At 36.1% G+C, this 16,290-nt stretch carries 16 protein-coding genes; 4 read left to right on the forward strand and 12 right to left on the reverse strand.

The genetic code is table 11. The annotated features are described in order from the left end of the window. Positions 1-44: 44 nt before the first annotated feature. Positions 45-1,103 (reverse strand): A/G-specific adenine glycosylase, encoded by a 1,059-nt coding sequence (gene mutY, locus I215_RS00295; protein WP_008989937.1) that lies wholly within the window; start codon positions 1,101-1,103, stop codon positions 45-47. A gap of 112 nt (positions 1,104-1,215) precedes the next feature. Here mutY and I215_RS00300 point away from each other — a divergent pair, with 112 nt between their 5' ends. Both I215_RS00300 and I215_RS00305 read left to right on the forward strand, forming a co-directional pair. Further along, entirely contained in the window at positions 1,216-1,506 is a 291-nt protein-coding gene (locus tag I215_RS00300; RefSeq protein ID WP_008611918.1) for an HU family DNA-binding protein, read from the forward strand. Positions 1,507-1,841: 335 nt separating this feature from the next. Next, positions 1,842-3,389 (forward strand): Rne/Rng family ribonuclease, encoded by a 1,548-nt coding sequence (locus tag I215_RS00305; protein ID WP_008989938.1) that lies wholly within the window; start codon positions 1,842-1,844, stop codon positions 3,387-3,389. Between the two features lie 42 nt (positions 3,390-3,431). On the opposite strand, the gene I215_RS00310 is transcribed toward I215_RS00305, so the two are convergent. From I215_RS00310 to I215_RS00330, 5 genes are all read right to left on the reverse strand, one after another. Further along, positions 3,432-4,502, reverse strand: a complete 1,071-nt coding sequence (locus I215_RS00310; RefSeq protein ID WP_008989939.1) for a dipeptidase — start codon at positions 4,500-4,502, stop codon at positions 3,432-3,434. Between the two features lie 43 nt (positions 4,503-4,545). Beyond that, complete coding sequence (locus tag I215_RS00315) at positions 4,546-5,664, reverse strand: D-TA family PLP-dependent enzyme (RefSeq protein ID WP_008989940.1); 1,119 nt, start codon at positions 5,662-5,664, stop codon at positions 4,546-4,548. Between the two features lie 7 nt (positions 5,665-5,671). Further along, a complete protein-coding gene (locus I215_RS00320) occupies positions 5,672-6,142 on the reverse strand; it encodes a RidA family protein (RefSeq protein WP_008989941.1) in 471 nt (156 codons plus the stop codon). Between the two features lie 241 nt (positions 6,143-6,383). Then, positions 6,384-7,706, reverse strand: coding sequence for a gluconate:H+ symporter (locus I215_RS00325; protein ID WP_008989942.1), 1,323 nt, complete (start codon positions 7,704-7,706; stop codon positions 6,384-6,386). A 281-nt stretch (positions 7,707-7,987) separates the two neighbouring features. Continuing rightward, positions 7,988-9,088: an acyltransferase family protein gene (locus I215_RS00330; RefSeq protein ID WP_040459640.1), complete on the reverse strand. Its 1,101-nt coding sequence runs from the start codon at positions 9,086-9,088 to the stop codon at positions 7,988-7,990. Positions 9,089-9,240: 152 nt separating this feature from the next. On the opposite strand from I215_RS00330, the gene I215_RS00335 reads away from it, so the two are divergent. Next, positions 9,241-9,717, forward strand: a complete 477-nt coding sequence (locus I215_RS00335) for a regulatory protein RecX (RefSeq protein ID WP_008989944.1) — start codon at positions 9,241-9,243, stop codon at positions 9,715-9,717. On the opposite strand, the gene I215_RS00340 is transcribed toward I215_RS00335, so the two are convergent. From I215_RS00340 to rpsU, 4 genes are all read right to left on the reverse strand, one after another. Next, positions 9,714-10,592, reverse strand: a complete 879-nt coding sequence (locus I215_RS00340) for a cupin-like domain-containing protein (RefSeq protein WP_008989945.1) — start codon at positions 10,590-10,592, stop codon at positions 9,714-9,716. The genes I215_RS00335 and I215_RS00340 overlap by 4 nt on opposite strands. A gap of 111 nt (positions 10,593-10,703) precedes the next feature. Beyond that, positions 10,704-11,804, reverse strand: coding sequence for a biotin synthase BioB (gene bioB / locus I215_RS00345; RefSeq protein ID WP_008989946.1), 1,101 nt, complete (start codon positions 11,802-11,804; stop codon positions 10,704-10,706). Positions 11,805-11,956: 152 nt separating this feature from the next. Then, positions 11,957-13,726: a MutS-related protein gene (locus I215_RS00350; RefSeq protein WP_008989947.1), complete on the reverse strand. Its 1,770-nt coding sequence runs from the start codon at positions 13,724-13,726 to the stop codon at positions 11,957-11,959. Positions 13,727-13,781: 55 nt separating this feature from the next. After that, the gene (gene rpsU, locus I215_RS00355) at positions 13,782-13,976 is read right to left on the reverse strand and encodes a 30S ribosomal protein S21 (protein ID WP_008989948.1); all 195 of its coding nucleotides are present in this window, start codon (positions 13,974-13,976) and stop codon (positions 13,782-13,784) included. Positions 13,977-14,276: 300 nt separating this feature from the next. Here rpsU and I215_RS00360 point away from each other — a divergent pair, with 300 nt between their 5' ends. Next, complete coding sequence (locus I215_RS00360) at positions 14,277-14,819, forward strand: AAA family ATPase (protein ID WP_008989949.1); 543 nt, start codon at positions 14,277-14,279, stop codon at positions 14,817-14,819. A gap of 160 nt (positions 14,820-14,979) precedes the next feature. On the opposite strand, the gene ruvC is transcribed toward I215_RS00360, so the two are convergent. Then, entirely contained in the window at positions 14,980-15,609 is a 630-nt protein-coding gene (gene ruvC, locus I215_RS00365) for a crossover junction endodeoxyribonuclease RuvC (RefSeq protein WP_008989950.1), read from the reverse strand. Positions 15,610-15,614: 5 nt separating this feature from the next. Beyond that, complete coding sequence (locus I215_RS00370; protein WP_008989951.1) at positions 15,615-16,097, reverse strand: energy transducer TonB; 483 nt, start codon at positions 16,095-16,097, stop codon at positions 15,615-15,617. Between the last annotated feature and the right edge of the window lie 193 nt (positions 16,098-16,290).

Genomic DNA, 16,290 nt, shown 5'->3' on the forward strand with positions numbered 1-16,290 from the left:
ATTTAATTTTAAAAACTTCTTTAAATTTAAGAAAAATTCCAACTTTATAATCCAAAATCTTTCACAAAATTGGCAATTAGTACTGGCACTGGATATTCACGAATGTTTTTCCTGTGAATTCCATTTGGAATTGGTTCCTTTAGTTCGACAATCCAAAATTGTGTATAAATGTGTTGATGCGACAATTTATGAACTGATACCTTTGGATTGAACAAGCGAATATCGTAAGATTTACCTGAAATCAAATCCAAAAAGTCTTCTTTTTTCGTCAGCTCATCTAAGCTGAGATTATCGTTGGATTCCACGAGTGGAAACTGATACAAATGTTGCCAAATATCTTTTTTGGTTCGAGCCTGAAGTAAGGTGTGCTGGTGGTCTAAAAGAACAATATAATTGAAATAGCGCTTTTTAATTTTATTCTTTTTTAATTTAACGGGGAGTTTATCCACCCTCTGTAACTGAAACGCAACACAGCTTATTTGTAAACCACAGCTGGCACAAAGTGGTAATTGTGGTTTGCATTGCATTGCCCCAAATTCCATTATGGCCTGATTGTAATCCCCTGGATGTTCCAAATCCAATACTCTTGTAGCTAATTCCTTGAAATAACGTATTCCTTCGGTAGCATTTATAGGGGTATCCACCCCAAAATATCTACTTAAAACCCTGTATACATTTCCGTCTACTACAGCCACAGCTTCGCCATAGCAAATGGAAGCAATTGCACTAGCAGTATACTCTCCCACGCCTTTTAGCTTTTTTAACTCGCTAAATGACTTTGGAAAAATACCCTCCATTTCATAAGCCACTTCTTTTGCTGTATAGTGTAAATTTCTAGCCCGAGAATAATACCCGAGGCCTTGCCAAAGTTTAAGAACTTGCTGTTCAGAAGCTTCCGCTAAATCAAACACTGTTGGAAAGGTTTTTATAAAACGAAGATAATACGGCAGTCCTTGATCGATTCTAGTTTGTTGTAATATGATCTCAGACAACCAAATACGATACGGGTCACTACTTCTTCTCCAAGGTAAATCCCTTTTATTCTGCAAGTACCAAGAATTTACAACTTCCCTAAAATCAATTTCATTAGCCCTATTTTTCAATACGATTTCTTTATTTGGTTAAATTTTAATTATTTACGCTTTATTTATTGGTTAATTAATTTATATATTTGCATCCCCTAAATTGACAACACTGTAAAACAAATATATAAAAATGACTAAAGCAGACATTGTAGCTAAGATTTCAGAAAAACTTGGCATGGAAAAAGGAGATGTTCAGGCAACTGTAGAATCTTTTATGGAAGAGGTTAAAAATTCACTCGAAAGTGGTGATAATGTTTACCTTAGAGGTTTTGGAAGTTTCATTATTAAAACTAGAGCTGAAAAAACTGGAAGAAATATTTCGAAAAACACTACAATCAAAATTCCAGCGCATAATATTCCAGCTTTCAAACCCGCAAAAGTATTTGTTGAGGGTGTTAAGACTAGCGTAGAAGTAAAATAAAGTATTAACATAAAACATTTAAGTAGATGCCAAGTGGTAAAAAAAGAAAAAGACATAAGGTAGCAACGCACAAGCGTAAAAAGCGAAACAGAGCTAACCGACACAAGAAAAAGTAGTTAATCTAACTACTTTTTCTATTTTTGAAGTGTATTCACTAGAATACGATCGTTCATTGAAATGAAATTCCCTCCAAAAAGAGGAGTTTCACAGGGTTATCAAAAGAAAACCTGTAATAAGAATTTATTACATTGATAAATGTGATATATTTATTGTTTAATCCATCGGTCATTCCCATGTATTTATGACAAGGTTTGACAGATAAAATTTCATTCAGAGTGAATAAAGAAATTATTGTTAGATCTAGTTCCTCTGACGTTGATTTTGCCATATTAAAGGATGGAAAACTTAGTGAATTGCACAAGGAAGCTGAAAGCAGTGACTTTTCCGTGGGTGATATTCTACTAGCAAAGGTACGAAAACCAGTAACTGGTTTGAATGCCGCATTTGTAAATGTAGGATACGAAAAAGATGCATTTTTGCATTACCACGATTTAGGACCTCAACTTAGTTCCTTGCTGAAATTCATAAAACGTGTAAGCACAGGTAAATTAAAAGATTTTTCTTTAAAAGACTTCCCATTTGAAAACGATATAGACAAAAATGGTACTATTAATAATGTATTAAAGGCCAATCAATCTATATTAGTACAAATTGTCAAGGAGCCTATTTCAACCAAAGGTCCTAGAATTAGTTCCGAATTGTCCATCGCTGGGCGTTATTTGGTACTTGTTCCCTTCTCTGACAGAGTCTCTGTCTCGCAAAAGATAGAGAGCAAAGCAGAAAAGGATCGATTGAAAAGGCTAGTACAAAGCATAAGACCTAAAGGTTTTGGTGTTATTGTGCGCACTGTGGCAGAAGGCAAAAAAGTCGCCGAACTAGATAAAGATTTGAACAACCTATTTAAGAAATGGAATGGGTTGTGTAAAAAAATTTATAAAGCGCCTCACCCCTCTAAAGTCCTTAACGAAATGAATCGAGCAGCCTCTATTTTAAGAGATGTTTTTAACGATGATTTCACAGGGATCTATGTAGATGATGAAACGCTTTATGAGCAAATTAAAGAGTACGTGCATGAAATTGCACCAAAGAAAGAATCTATTGTAAAGTTGTATGAGTCTAAAGTTCCAATCTTTGAAAAGTTTGGAGTAGAAAGACAAATCAAAACCTCTTTTGGAAGAACCGTATCAACCAGTAAAGGAGCCTATTTAGTTATTGAACACACCGAAGCACTACACGTGGTCGATGTCAATAGCGGAAACCGCTCTAACAAGGCAAAATCTCAAGAAGAAACTGCATTGGAGGTTAATCTTATTGCTGCCACCGAATTGGCTAGACAATTGAGATTAAGAGATATGGGAGGAATTATAGTTGTCGATTTCATCGATATGACAAACACTGAAAATCGAAGAAAGTTATTCGACCATTTAAGAGAGGAAATGAAAGATGATAGAGCCAAACACAAAATCCTACCTCCTAGTAAGTTTGGCCTTATACAAATTACAAGACAGCGCGTCAGACCAGAGGTAAATATTAAAACCCGAGAGGAGAACCCCAATGGTCGAGGTGACGAAATTGAAGCACCTATAGGATTGATCGACAAAATCAATATCGATCTTGAGCGCATATTAAATTCAGAAAATGGCACAAATGGAATTATACTTAATACACATCCATTTATTGCCGCATATTTAACAAAAGGATTTCCATCCATACGTTCTAAATGGTTTTTAGAACACAAAAAATGGGTCAAGATTTTACCTAGAGATGCTTACACATATTTAGAATACCGTTTTAAAGATAAAGACGGAAAAGTCTTAAAATAACATAAAAAGTCACATTGTAAAAAGTGTGACTTTTTTTTATGCCTAAAATTTTGAGAGTACCTTTCTAAGGATTCTTAAAAAGTTTCCTTGACAGATTCCTTCGATGTCACTGCTTTGATACCCTCTTGCCTCTAATAAGCCTTTTATTTTCTGAAGATCAGCAATGGTATCTACATCATAAGGTGATTGCTCCTTACCAAATCCGCCGTCCAAATCAGATCCTATCCCCACATGCTTTGAATTACCTGCGAGCTGACATATATGATCAATATTGTCGACGATTTGCTTTAATCCAGCATCTGCACTTTGAGGAGTTGAAACACCCTTTTTCCAATTTGGAACCATCATCCATGTATCCAAAACCCCACCAATAACAGCACCTCTACCTATGAGTTCCTTTAATTGCTGGTCTGAAAATTGTCGGTTATGGTTAACGAGTGCTCTACAATTGTTATGACTCGCCCATAGAACACCATCAAAAACCTCCAAAGCCTCCCAAAAACTTTGATCGCAAAGGTGGGTAACATCAAGAATTAGACCTAGCTTTTCCATTTCTTGGAGTAAGTTTTTACCTTTCTCACCTATTCCACCTGTGGAGTTCGTACCAAAAGCGTATGTTCCAGGCCCGTAATGTGCAGGGCCTACAGCTCTAAGTCCATAATCAACTGCTTGGTGCAGATGCTCCATACTTACGATAGAATCTGCTCCTTCCAAGCTCAGTACAAAACCAATCGATTTTTTGGCATCCATTGAGGTTTCCCAATAATTTAAATGCGACTCAAGGGTTTGTAAGTTGGTGATTTGGGTGAGCTCCTTAACTCTTACCATTTCTTTGTACCATGCGAGTTGCGCCTGGGTATGAGCCCAAGCTTGCTCAGGAGAGTTCCATCCTGGAAGGGAGTTTGTTGGCTTTACATACCGAGCAATTTGTGTAGCCACACATAAACCAATATTACCCTTACGCATTTCTTGAAAAGTAACGGTGTTTTGACCACGTCCTGGAAGATCCTTGAGATCTTTTTCAAAGTTTCGCAGTGTTACTATGTCTGTTCGAAGATCGCGATTCCAGTCAATAGCATTCATAGAAAGATCTAAATGTGCATCGAGTATCATTTGGAAATTAGAGTTTTTAAGTGAAACGAAGTTTAATTATTAGCTAAATGGATATTTTTTGCCCTCTTGCACCCACCTTCCAACGGCCCACAACTTCGCCGGATTTTACTACCTGCAAATGCTCATATTTAGCCACCGTTGGGCAAATATGCATCGGTATACCATAAATCAAGTCTCCGATTTTATAAGATGCCCAGTGATCGGAATTAAAGACAAAGTGTTCTTCACTTTGACTAACTTGTTCTAAATCCTTTGCGTTTAATAGTTTAATTCTTGGAAAGTTCATTTCAGGTGCTATAGATTTATGCCCTAAATCAGATGTTATAACTCCTTGTGAAGGTTTACTGATAATCCTTGAAATCAATACTGCCGCTTGTTGCATTTGCATTTCAGGGAATCGTTTACCATATCCAGCATCCCATAATAATACTGTCCCAGGGCTTAGTTCCACCTGTTGTCTTAAAGCGTGAATCGGAAAGCTAGGTGAACCTCCAGCAATAATGGTATCTACGCTAATGCCTTGAACTGAGAGCTCATCTTTTAATTGAAGTACAGCCTGAAAACATTCATCACATTGCTTTTTTCTTTGTTGAAAATCTGAATCCCGAAGGTGGCCATCATATACATGAAAACCCATTGCTTGTACATGGTTATTCTCTGACAGAAACTTAAATAGTTCTTGGGCGCTTTCATCTGGAAGAATTCCTGTACGATTCATCCCAACGTTAATATCCATCCACAAAGGGGTTATTACCTTATTGTGACTAGATCCTTCGCAGAGCAATTTTGCGTGCTCTAAATCATCTACAAGCATCGAAAATTTAGTTGCAGTATAAGTTTTGACAAGCTCAAAGAAGCGATCGACATTTTGACCTACTAACTGCATAGCTATTAATACATCCTTCGCCTCACACTGTGCCAAGAGTTCAGCCTCAGCAATGGTAGCGCATTTAAACTTCTCTATGCCATAGGCCTGTTGCATCCGAATTATCTCGGCATTCTTATAAGTTTTAACATGTGGTCTGAGCCTATTCACATCACCCGCAATCTCAATCATGCGTTTAATATTATGCGTAATTCGTTCTGGATACACTAGCAAGGCAGGTGTTGCTACCTGGTGAGCATTTTGAATTTCATACCAATTATTTCCCTCCAACATCATTTTCTATTTATTTGTGTAGTTCAAAAATAGCTTCGACCTCAGCTGGAATATTATCAGGCAGCATCATTCCAACTGCACTTCTGACGCCAATTCCGTTTTCAGTTCCGAAAATCTCCGCCATTAATTCACTAAATCCATTAATCACCATGGGATGTTTTCTAAAATCAGGCGTGCAGTTAACCATACCGAAAACTTTCACTACTCGTTTTATACGATTAATATCTCCAAAATGATTTTGAATGGTTGATAACATAGTAAGACCTACCTGTCTTGCACCTTGATAACCAGCCTCCACGTCCAAATCATCACCTACCCTACCTGACATCAGGCTCCCATCTTCCAAAACAGGACCCTGCCCTGAAACATATAAAAAATGGTCAACCACTAGAATTGGACGGTATACTCCAGCAGGTTTGGGAGCAGGTGGCAAAATAAGGCCTAATTCGGAAATTCTCTCAGAAGGTTTTTTCATAAACATACTGTGGAAACCCATGTTTTATTTAAATATGGGAGGAAAGCAGTTGTCCCCTTTGTTACTAATTATTTTTACTTGCATGACAACTAATGTACAATTTCAAATGACAATACTCACCCATAAAACTAAGGTAAAGTATGTAGTACACAAGTAACCTCATAACAACTAACCATAGGAAAGCTGTACCAGTCCCTACATTGGTTAGTGTTTTTCTAACTAATATTAACTTTAAATATTATGCTAATTATACGAAAAAATTCAAAATTAATACCCCTATAAGCCCCATGACACCTACAGAAGTTTCCATCACAGTCCAAGTTGATAAAGTTTCCTTTACAGAGAGATTAAAATACTCCTTAAACATCCAAAAGCCACTATCATTTACATGAGATAACATAAGACTACCAGAGCCAATGGCAAGAACCATAAGTTCAGCACTTACTCCTTGACTTTGCGCTAGAGTAGACACGATTCCTGCAGTAGTTAATCCTGCAACAGTTGCCGAGCCAACACACACTCTAATAACCGTAGCAATAAGCCATGCTAAAAACAATGGAGATAGATCGGAGTGTTTAATTAAGTCAGCGATGTAATCACTTACACCACTATCTACTAAAATTTGTTTAAGTGCACCTGCTCCTGCAATAATCAGTAGTATCATGGTAATACTAGAGATGGAATCCGTTAGCGAATTCATTAGCTCAGTCATTTTCTTTCCTCTTGACAACCCTAAGGTGTAGATTCCCACTAATACAGCGATAAGCATCGCAATTACTGGGTCACCAACAAAGCGTAAAAGAGTTGAAAAGGTGGTCTGGGGATCTAAAAAGTGTGTTCCGATGGTTGAAATACCAATGAGAATAACAGGAAGTAAAGCAGTGACAATACTCACTGTCATTCCTGGTAATTTACTTTTTTCAATAGGTTTTGCATTGTAGAATTCCTTTAAAGGTGTTGCATTTACCCGTTGGATCAAAGAAGTCCTAGCAAGCAATGGCCCACAAATTATTATAACTGGTACCGCTATAATTATTCCGTACAATAAGGTTTTTCCGATATCTGCATTAAACTGTTCCGCAATGGCCGTTGGCGCTGGATGTGGTGGTAAATACCCATGAGTTACTGATAATGCGGTGAGCATTGGCAGTCCAACATATAACAATTTCACTCCACTAGAAATTGCGACGGTGAATATTAGTGGTATAAGAAGTACAAATCCAACAGAATAAAACATGGGAATCCCTACAATAAATCCTGTTAATACCACAGCCCATTGGATGTGTTTCCTCCCAAATTTTTCAATGAGTCTATCAGTAATTTTCTGGGCTGCTCCACTATCGGCAACTAACTTTCCTAACATGGCTCCAAGACCCAGTATAAGTACTAAAAAGCCTAGTGTACCACCGATTCCCGTTTGAATCGAGGAAACAACCGCATCGAGTTGCATGCCGCCGGCAATACCGACAAATAAGGACACAATGACAAAGGTTAGAAAGGCATTGAGTTTAAATTTTACAATAAGCAGAAATAGCAATAGGATCCCAAGAAGAACTATAAATAATGGCATTGGTTGGTGTTTGATTAAAAATTAAAAACTCAATTAAAGGAGATTCTTTTGGTTAGTTTAACCTTTAATGAGCTATTGTTAGGTATTGTGTTTTCCACTGTTTTGAAAAAAATGAGACTTGGTCAAAACACTTGAATTTCTCCACAACCCAGACAATAAATATACAATAATAGTTTTTAATTCTAAGCTCCCTTAGCTCCTGTTGAAGTTTGTTAACAATTTTTTCCTATTGGACAAAATTTATAAAATTTTTTAAATCCCTCAATATCAGGAATAATCTTCTATACTTTGATATATATTTTTCGTTTATCCATCACGTAGGCAATTCCCCAAAGAATCATAGTAAAGCACACAGCAAAGACAAAGGATCCAAAATAATCACCTAGCCAGGACATAAATAAATTTTCAGCTATCCAACCATAGGACGAACTTCCCTCTATACTAAAGATGAATAATAATTTGACGAATAATCCTGAGAGGATGTATATAAATAGTGGGTTTTTACCTAAAACTTCAAAGAAATAGGTCCATTTCTTTTTTTGTAAAATTTCAATACCATACACTAAAAATGCAAGTACCATAACATCTATTCCAACTGTGAGTAGAACATAAGAACTCGTCCATATCTTCTTATTTATTGGAAATAAGAGGTCCCAACCTAGCGCTAAAAATACTAAGGTTGCACCACCAATCATTAGTAATGCTATGGTTTTAAAGTTCTTTCCACTTTGTTGTAAAAATAACCCAGCAAAATATCCGAAAATAACATTCACAGTCGCAGGCAAGGTACTCAAAAGGCCTTCTGGATCAAATGGTATTCCCTCGCCTTGGTATAAATGGTTTGGTCCTAGGAGCCAAAGATCTAATTTTAAAGCAGCATTCCCTTCTAGGGTGTAATCACCCATGGTATACATAATAAGGTGATAACCCAACAATGCAACCATGCTAAAAACTAATGCACCTTTAATTTTAAAATAATGAATCACCAATGATGCAAAGAAATAACAAAGTGCAATTCGTTGTAAAACGCCGAAAATACGAGCATCCTCTAAAGGCTTTAATTGCCCATCTCTAAAAAAAGGAAACCAAGACAACAAAAATCCGATGGCAAATATTACAAAGGTTCTTTTAATTACCTTTTTTAAAAATGCAGCTTGGGAGGTTTGTTCAAACTTTCGCATGCTAAAACTCATCGCATTCCCCACCACAAAAAGAAATGTTGGAAACACTAAATCGGTAAGCGTAAAACCATGCCATGATGCATGGCTTAAAGGCCTATAGACACTCCCCCAGGAACCAGGAGTATTCACAATAATCATCAGAAATAATGTCAGACCGCGCAGTACATCTAAGGAGAGGTATCGTTGTTTTAAAGCACTCAAAATTAGCTAGGTTTTTAGTTTGCTTTAAAAGTAACATAATTTTTTAATTCTTAATACCTAACGCATGTCATATTAAAAACCTCCTTGAATTCACCAAGCTTTAAAATTGAAAAACAATTGCAATCCAAAAGAGCTTTTTGTTCCTTTACACTATGCATAAAAAAACTGGCTATACCGTTAATGAGGCAACCAAAAAATTGGAGCATTACTGCGCCTACCAAGATCGATGTCACAAAGAAGTTGTTGCTAAATTAAAGGGTATGGGTATGATCCCAATAGCTATTGATACTATTATGGGACATTTGATTACCAATAGGTTTTTAAATGAAGAACGATTCGCAAAAAGTTATGCAAGGGGGAAATTTCAAATCAAAAAATGGGGTAAAAACAGAATAGTTCGAGAATTAAAAGCAAGAGATATCTCTCGGTTTAATATTCAAACCGCTCTTAAAGAAATTTCGGATTCGGATTATTTTGAAACCTTTGATCACCTAGCTATAAAGAAAGCTGACCAAATCAAAGAAACCAATCCCCTTAAAGCCAGAAAGAAATTAGTGGACTATCTTCTTTACAGAGGGTGGGAGTCACAAATGGTCTATGAAAAAGCTGCTGAGCTTTATCCATTCTAAGTATCATTTTTCGTTGATATTCCTAATGCCTCGTGTGTTCGAATAATCGCCTGATTATTTTTATGATCGATCCATTTTTGGCCTTTCCAACGACGCATTAGATTATCATAATGACGCATCACCAACACATTATACGCGGCTTTGGCAAAATGTAGAGGTTTTCGAGGTAAAGAACGTAAACTCATAGAAAAACCGGGAGTCACATACTTCATGTAATGCCAATAGCCCTCTGGCATATAGAGCATATCCCCATGCTCCAAATGAGCGATATAACCCTGAGCTTTTTTCAAAGCTGGCCAACGATCGTAATCTGGATCATCAAAATCAATATCCTCTCTTGAGATTAGTGAATGCGGCACCTTGTACATATACTTACTCTGGTCAGGGGAAAATAGAATGCATTGCTTTTTACCGTGGAAATGAAAATGCAGGATATTGGAATAATCAATATCAAAGTGCATAAAGACCTTAGAGTTTTCACCTCCAAAAAACAACATTGGGAGTTGTTTGACAAGTTTGATTCCCAGGTTAGGCCATCTAAAATCTTTTTGTAGAGAAGGCACTTCCTTCATCAGGTTGTAAAGGAAAATGCGATAGTTAGTGGGCTCCTTTTCTAATAGATCAATGTAATCCCCCATTTTCATTTTAGCATGAGGCTCATTAAAACCATCCTCATGAGTTACTGGGCGATCATCATACAAAGGAACCGTTTTATCCTTTGCGATAGTTCTAATATAGTCAAAATGCCATGTCTGGTATGCTGGCCAATCCTTGGTAATTTGGGCAACCACAATAGGTTTTTGAGGTTTTACATAATTATTTACAAACTCTTCTTTACTTATGCTCTCTAATCGAGGTATTTCTCTTAGCTCCATGTAAACGCAAACTTTAAAAAACAACCACTAAATTACAATTTGTTTTCTATATCTATTGTGAAATTACAATAGGTAACTTCGTATCGAACAATAATTTAAGAATTTTGAAGCTTAAACAGCTTTACTTTCTTTGGCTTTTTGTTTAGCAACCTCATTTCTTTCTATCGTATGACCTGGGCGAGTCCATCTAGGGTTCTCTCCGGTTTGGTCAAATTTAGAAAACTCAGCTTCCACACTTTCTGGTTGCGCTTTTTTCACAAATGGTTTTTGTGGTATAAGACCTAATTTTTCGAACATAGCCATATCCTCATTTACATCGGGATTCGGTGTAGTAAGAAGCTTATCTCCTGCAAATATTGAATTAGCACCGGCGAAAAAGCACATCGCCTGTCCTTCTCTACTCATTTGAGTACGACCTGCAGATAATCTTACTTGAGTCTGTGGCATCACAATTCTAGCGGTTGCAACCATACGAATCATATCCCAAATCTCAACAGGCTCCTGCTCTTCCATTGGCGTTCCTTCAACTGCTACTAGGGCGTTAATTGGAACAGATTCTGGTTGTGGATTAAGGGTTGACAAAGCAACTAACATCCCCGCGCGATCTTCGACCTTTTCCCCCATACCAATGATTCCACCACTACAAACCGTTACATTGGTTTTGCGAACATTACCAATGGTTTCTAGACGATCTTCATATCCTCTTGTTGAAATGACTTCTTTGTAATACTCCTCAGAAGTATCCAAATTGTGGTTGTAGGCATATAGGCCGGCTTCAGCTAAGCGTTGTGCTTGATTTTCTGTAACCATTCCAAGGGTACAACACACTTCCATATCCAATTTATTGATCGTTCGAACCATTTCCAAAACCTGGTCGAATTCTGGACCATCCTTTACATTTCTCCAGGCAGCTCCCATACAAACACGTGAACTACCCGCTGCTTTAGCTCTAAGGGCTTGCGCCTTCACATGAGGAACAGTCATTAAATCATTACCCTGAATATCGGTATGATATCGAGCAGCTTGTGGGCAGTATCCACAATCCTCAGGGCAACCTCCAGTCTTTATCGATAACAATGTTGACACTTGGACAGTATTAGGGTCGTGATATTCCCTGTGTACGCTAGCTGCTTGGTATAACAGCTCCATTAAAGGTTGATTGTAAATATCTAAAATCTCTTCTTTGGTCCAGTTATGTCTAGTTTCGCTCATGGGTTATATTTTTAAAGTTTAGTTTTCATCTTGAATTTGAGAACCACTCTGTGGGCTCAAAAATACTAATTAGAATTTTTAAAAACTCCTATATGGTTGAATATTTATATGGGCCTCTAGTTTAATTACAGTTTAAACATACCGTTTCGTTTTTAGATAATCCCCATAGATTGAAGTAAAAAGTATGCATTCATATTTTCACATTTGCCTGGCTTCAATGTATAATCAAAACTAAGGTTACCTTCCTGAATAAATGCTTCGAAGAAATAATTTTTCACCTGAGCATACTCACCCGAAAGCTCACATAGGCTTAGATCATGAGTAGCTATAATTCCTGTGGATTCAGAAGTAGTTAACTTTTGGATAAACTTCTTAGAACCAATTTCTTTGTCCTTACTATTGGTTCCTTTTAAGATCTCATCTAGTACTATGAAATAACGATCTTCCTTCACTTTATCGACAATGTATTTAAGTCGTTTTAATTCAGCGTAAAAATAAGAAGCATCCTCTGCAAGAGAATCAATGGTTCTCATACTGGTAATTAACTTAATAGGACTGTAAACACTTTTTTGGGCGCATACAGGTAGCCCCGTATTTGCCATCATTATATATAAAGAAACAGTTCTTAAAAATGTACTTTTTCCAGCCATGTTAGCCCCAGTGATTACAAAGAATTGCCCTTTATCGATGTCAAAAGCATTTGAAACTAGATTTTGTTCCTTTATTAAAGGGTGTCCTAAACCTTCTGCTTTAATAACCATAGAGCCATCGCTTATCTCTGGATAACTATAACTAGGATGATTAAAGGCAAAATTACCCAAAGAGTTATAGGCATCAAAAAAAGATACCACATCAAACCATTTCTCTACCGAGTCCTTATGTTGGGATATCCATTTTTCAACTTTATAGGTATTGTAAATATCCAGTAATAAAAAACCGTTTCCCGGTATAGAAACTAAAAGATTGTTTCGCTGCTCTAGTGCATCTATTGCTTTGGCGAACTTTTTAAGGGTTCCTGAGGTGGAATCGACCTTGTTAATCAAAAGGTTTTGTTGCTCTTTGAGCAGCTCACTTTGAAAGGTTGTATTTTCAATTAAAGAGATCAAATGTTGGTACTGCCGAAAACTATCCTGCACTGCGTCTAAGCTATTGGATAATACACTGATTCGTTTAAAAAAGTAGCCAGTAATGGTTAGCCCTAGAATTAACCAATACATCAGTATATTCCCAGAGATCATATTAAGGTAAGCAAGAGTAAAAATCACTATAGATCCAATGGAAAAAATCAGCGGTAAACTTTTAAATATTCCTTTTACAATTGGTTTATGCAATCGTAGACGGTTTTGTATCACCCCATTAGGGAGCTCTGTTTTGACTAGTGCAGCGATTGCAGAAAATTCTTGTCTCCACTGTGGCATGGCGGCAAGTTCCTTAATAGCTTGTTGTTTGGCTTGAATATTCTGATGAGTATTAGCGGTAAAAATACCAGCAAGCATGACCTTGCCCTCAGAGGTTGCACTGCGATTAGAGTACTGGAAAAAACTACGATCACCAAATAGATCTATGTCATGACTAAATTCATGCAATGGATCAATAAATTGAGAACCTGAATCAAGAAAATCAAATTGCTTATCCAATACCTTTAATTCTTTCACATTGATATCAAGCAGCTTTTCTAATTTTTGCTTTATGTTTCTTTGGTTTTTGTATTTAAATACTAAAAATAAAAATAACATTAAACCTAAAGGAAAGCCAATACTTAGTTGGAGGGTTTGCCCCCAAAATTGGTATACCACTGCAATTAAAATTAAAAAAGAAAGCAGCCTTAAAAAACCTAATAATCGAAGTTTTTTTTGGACTGCTTTAATTTGTTCTCCGTATTGAATTACGTTCTGGGAGTAAAAAGATTTTGGATCAGACATTTTTGAAAATAATTAAGCATTAAAATTACTCAAATATTTCGTAAATCCCTTTAATTTACTCTTCCAAGGAACGCAAATAACGTTCTCTATATATTGCTTTTTCTTTATTTTTTCTTCGTACTTCTGAAGGCTTTGAATATTGTTGTTTATCTCTTAAAGTGTAGAGCACTTTGGTTTTTCTATATTTGTTTTTAAATCGCTTTAATGCCCTTTCGATATTCTCACCTTCTTTAACAATGATTTTTAACATAGATCAATTTTAGATTAAACTTCGATGAAATATAATATAAGGAAAAAGCATCAGAAAACTGTTAAAATTGCATTAAAACTATAATATATAAGTATTTAAGTACAAAATGAGTTGTGTAAATTGCTATCTTTAAATTCTCAATCGGGTTTGATCACCAATAGTTATACCTGGAGAATTATCGTTCCAAAATTTTATCTTCACTTTTTTTACCAGCCGATAAGTTACTTATTATCCGAATATCATTTTAATAATTAGGCCCTAAGACCTCGATTTTAAATTCGAAAAACAACCAGTGTAAAAATGAAAAATAACCTCTATGTGATAACAGGTGGACCTGGAGCAGGAAAGACCACCTTAATAGATGAATTGAACAGATTAAATTTTATAACAATCCCTGAAGAAGCCCGTAAAATTATAAAAGAACAAATTAGTATTCAAGGTGATGGGTTGCCATGGAAGGATAAAGCACTCTATGCTAAATTAATGTTTGATGAGTCCATAAAAACATATCACAACATTTTAGATAAAAACCCACAAGGAAAAATTTTCTTTGATCGCGGGGTAATTGATACTTTTTGCTATCTCAGAATGGAAAACATTCCAATTTCTAAAGAAATGACCGCATTAATTAACAAAGTAAGCTATAACAGAAAAGTGTTTATACTACCTCCTTGGAAAGAAATTTTTAAAAACGATGGAGAAAGAAAACAGAATTGGGAAGAAGCCGTATTGACCTTTGAAAGTATTAAAGAAACCTATGCTTATTACGTTTATAACCTCATCGAGATCCCAATTGGCACTATAGAAAGTAGGGTGAATTTTGTACTTAATAATGTTAGATAGGTTCTAAATCTGAGGGTAAAACCTAACCCTGGTTTATATCAGGATTTGAACGACTAAAATACATTGTAAACTAAGGGCTGAAACTTTATCGGCTAATACTCACACAAGGAATAAGGATGATTCAGTCTGCTAATGGACCTCAATAGTTGAAGCTATAAATCTATCGTCGCGATGTAGATGGATCCTTTACACGGGATTCGTTTTGTTTTACAAAGGAATCCCAACCTGAATAACTTTTTGCCACCTTAGTTGTTCCGCTATTATAAAAATGACAGACGGCCGCCGCTAACCCATCCGTTCCATCTAAATTTTTTGGCAGTTTCTTCAGGGTCAATAAACTTTGCAACATTCGAGCTACTTGCTCTTTACTTGCATTTCCATTTCCTGTTATGGCCATTTTAATTTTCTTAGGCGAATATTCTGTTATAGGGATTTGTCTTGACAATCCAGCGGCCATCGCTACTCCTTGGGCTCTTCCTAATTTTAGCATCGACTGCACATTCTTTCCAAAAAAAGGCGCTTCAATAGAAATCTCATCTGGGTGATGCTCCTCGATTAGATAAATAGTATGTTCAAATATCTTTTGGAGCTTTAAATAATGATCGGTGTATTTCTTAAGGATTAATTCATCAATCTGGATAAGCTCCATATCCTGCCCTACACATTTAATCACACCGAAACCCATTATGGTTGTTCCAGGATCAATTCCTAATATGATACGTTCTTTGCTGGGCAATAGTATATTATTTAAACAGGTACTTATTCTTTTTCTTTTAGCGAAGGTAGCCATTTAATCTAAAACGCTCCAGCTTTTAAAATTATTGGAAGCTGAATTTTCATATTCACTGGAATATTACGCTTTAAAGCGGGATACACCTTTGGTAGGGTTTCCACGCTATGTGCTATCAGTGTATCGATTTCTGGGATTTGCTGAGCAATATCTTTAGACTTTTTAATCTGTAGGATTGTAACATCACCTTGCTTTCCAATTAGAAGATGAACTTTTATAGTATCATTTAAATTTTGGTGAACCACCAAGGTCTCTAATTGTAGCGAATTTAAAAAATGCTTATTAAAACCATTCTGAAAACAATGTTTTTGCTGTTCTCTTGAAAGGGTTTCATCACAATCCTCAAAAAGGGGATATCTGTCCACATCATTCCAATTAATGGCATCCAATTCCTTTTGGATTAAATCTTCTTTGACTTCCTTTTTAGAAACAAGCCAATTACAGGAAATAAATAATAAACAACAAAAAAGCACCCCAAACCTTTTCATAAAAATAACTTTGAAACTGAAAAGTACAATTTTTTAAAGGATAAAGCCGCAACAGCAACGGAAAATCAAAGCTAAATTTTAAAATCCAATAAAAAATTCTCAAATTACTAGAGCCCTAGAATCACTGTAATGCGTTCCACCAGCTTTTGAATTTTACAAAATAATTTACGTACCTTTTGCATTGTTTTTAAAA

The sequence above is a fragment of the Galbibacter marinus genome, assembly GCF_000300875.1.
Classification (GTDB): domain Bacteria; phylum Bacteroidota; class Bacteroidia; order Flavobacteriales; family Flavobacteriaceae; genus Galbibacter; species Galbibacter marinus.

Bases quoted from the DNA above. Each gene is read 5' to 3' on its own strand.
- I215_RS00335 (WP_008989944.1), top strand. From the start codon at position 9,241: ATGCATAAAAAAACTGGCTATACCGTTAATGAGGCAACCAAAAAATTG.
- I215_RS00320 (WP_008989941.1), bottom strand. From the start codon at position 6,142: ATGTTTATGAAAAAACCTTCTGAGAGAATTTCCGAATTAGGCCTTATT.
- I215_RS00315 (WP_008989940.1), bottom strand. From the start codon at position 5,664: ATGATGTTGGAGGGAAATAATTGGTATGAAATTCAAAATGCTCACCAG.
- I215_RS00325 (WP_008989942.1), bottom strand. From the start codon at position 7,706: ATGCCATTATTTATAGTTCTTCTTGGGATCCTATTGCTATTTCTGCTT.
- I215_RS00340 (WP_008989945.1), bottom strand. From the start codon at position 10,592: ATGGAGCTAAGAGAAATACCTCGATTAGAGAGCATAAGTAAAGAAGAG.
- bioB (WP_008989946.1), bottom strand. From the start codon at position 11,804: ATGAGCGAAACTAGACATAACTGGACCAAAGAAGAGATTTTAGATATT.
- I215_RS00310 (WP_008989939.1), bottom strand. From the start codon at position 4,502: ATGATACTCGATGCACATTTAGATCTTTCTATGAATGCTATTGACTGG.
- I215_RS00360 (WP_008989949.1), top strand. From the start codon at position 14,277: ATGAAAAATAACCTCTATGTGATAACAGGTGGACCTGGAGCAGGAAAG.
- I215_RS00350 (WP_008989947.1), bottom strand. From the start codon at position 13,726: ATGTCTGATCCAAAATCTTTTTACTCCCAGAACGTAATTCAATACGGA.
- I215_RS00300 (WP_008611918.1), top strand. From the start codon at position 1,216: ATGACTAAAGCAGACATTGTAGCTAAGATTTCAGAAAAACTTGGCATG.
- ruvC (WP_008989950.1), bottom strand. From the start codon at position 15,609: ATGGCTACCTTCGCTAAAAGAAAAAGAATAAGTACCTGTTTAAATAAT.
- I215_RS00370 (WP_008989951.1), bottom strand. From the start codon at position 16,097: ATGAAAAGGTTTGGGGTGCTTTTTTGTTGTTTATTATTTATTTCCTGT.
- rpsU (WP_008989948.1), bottom strand. From the start codon at position 13,976: ATGTTAAAAATCATTGTTAAAGAAGGTGAGAATATCGAAAGGGCATTA.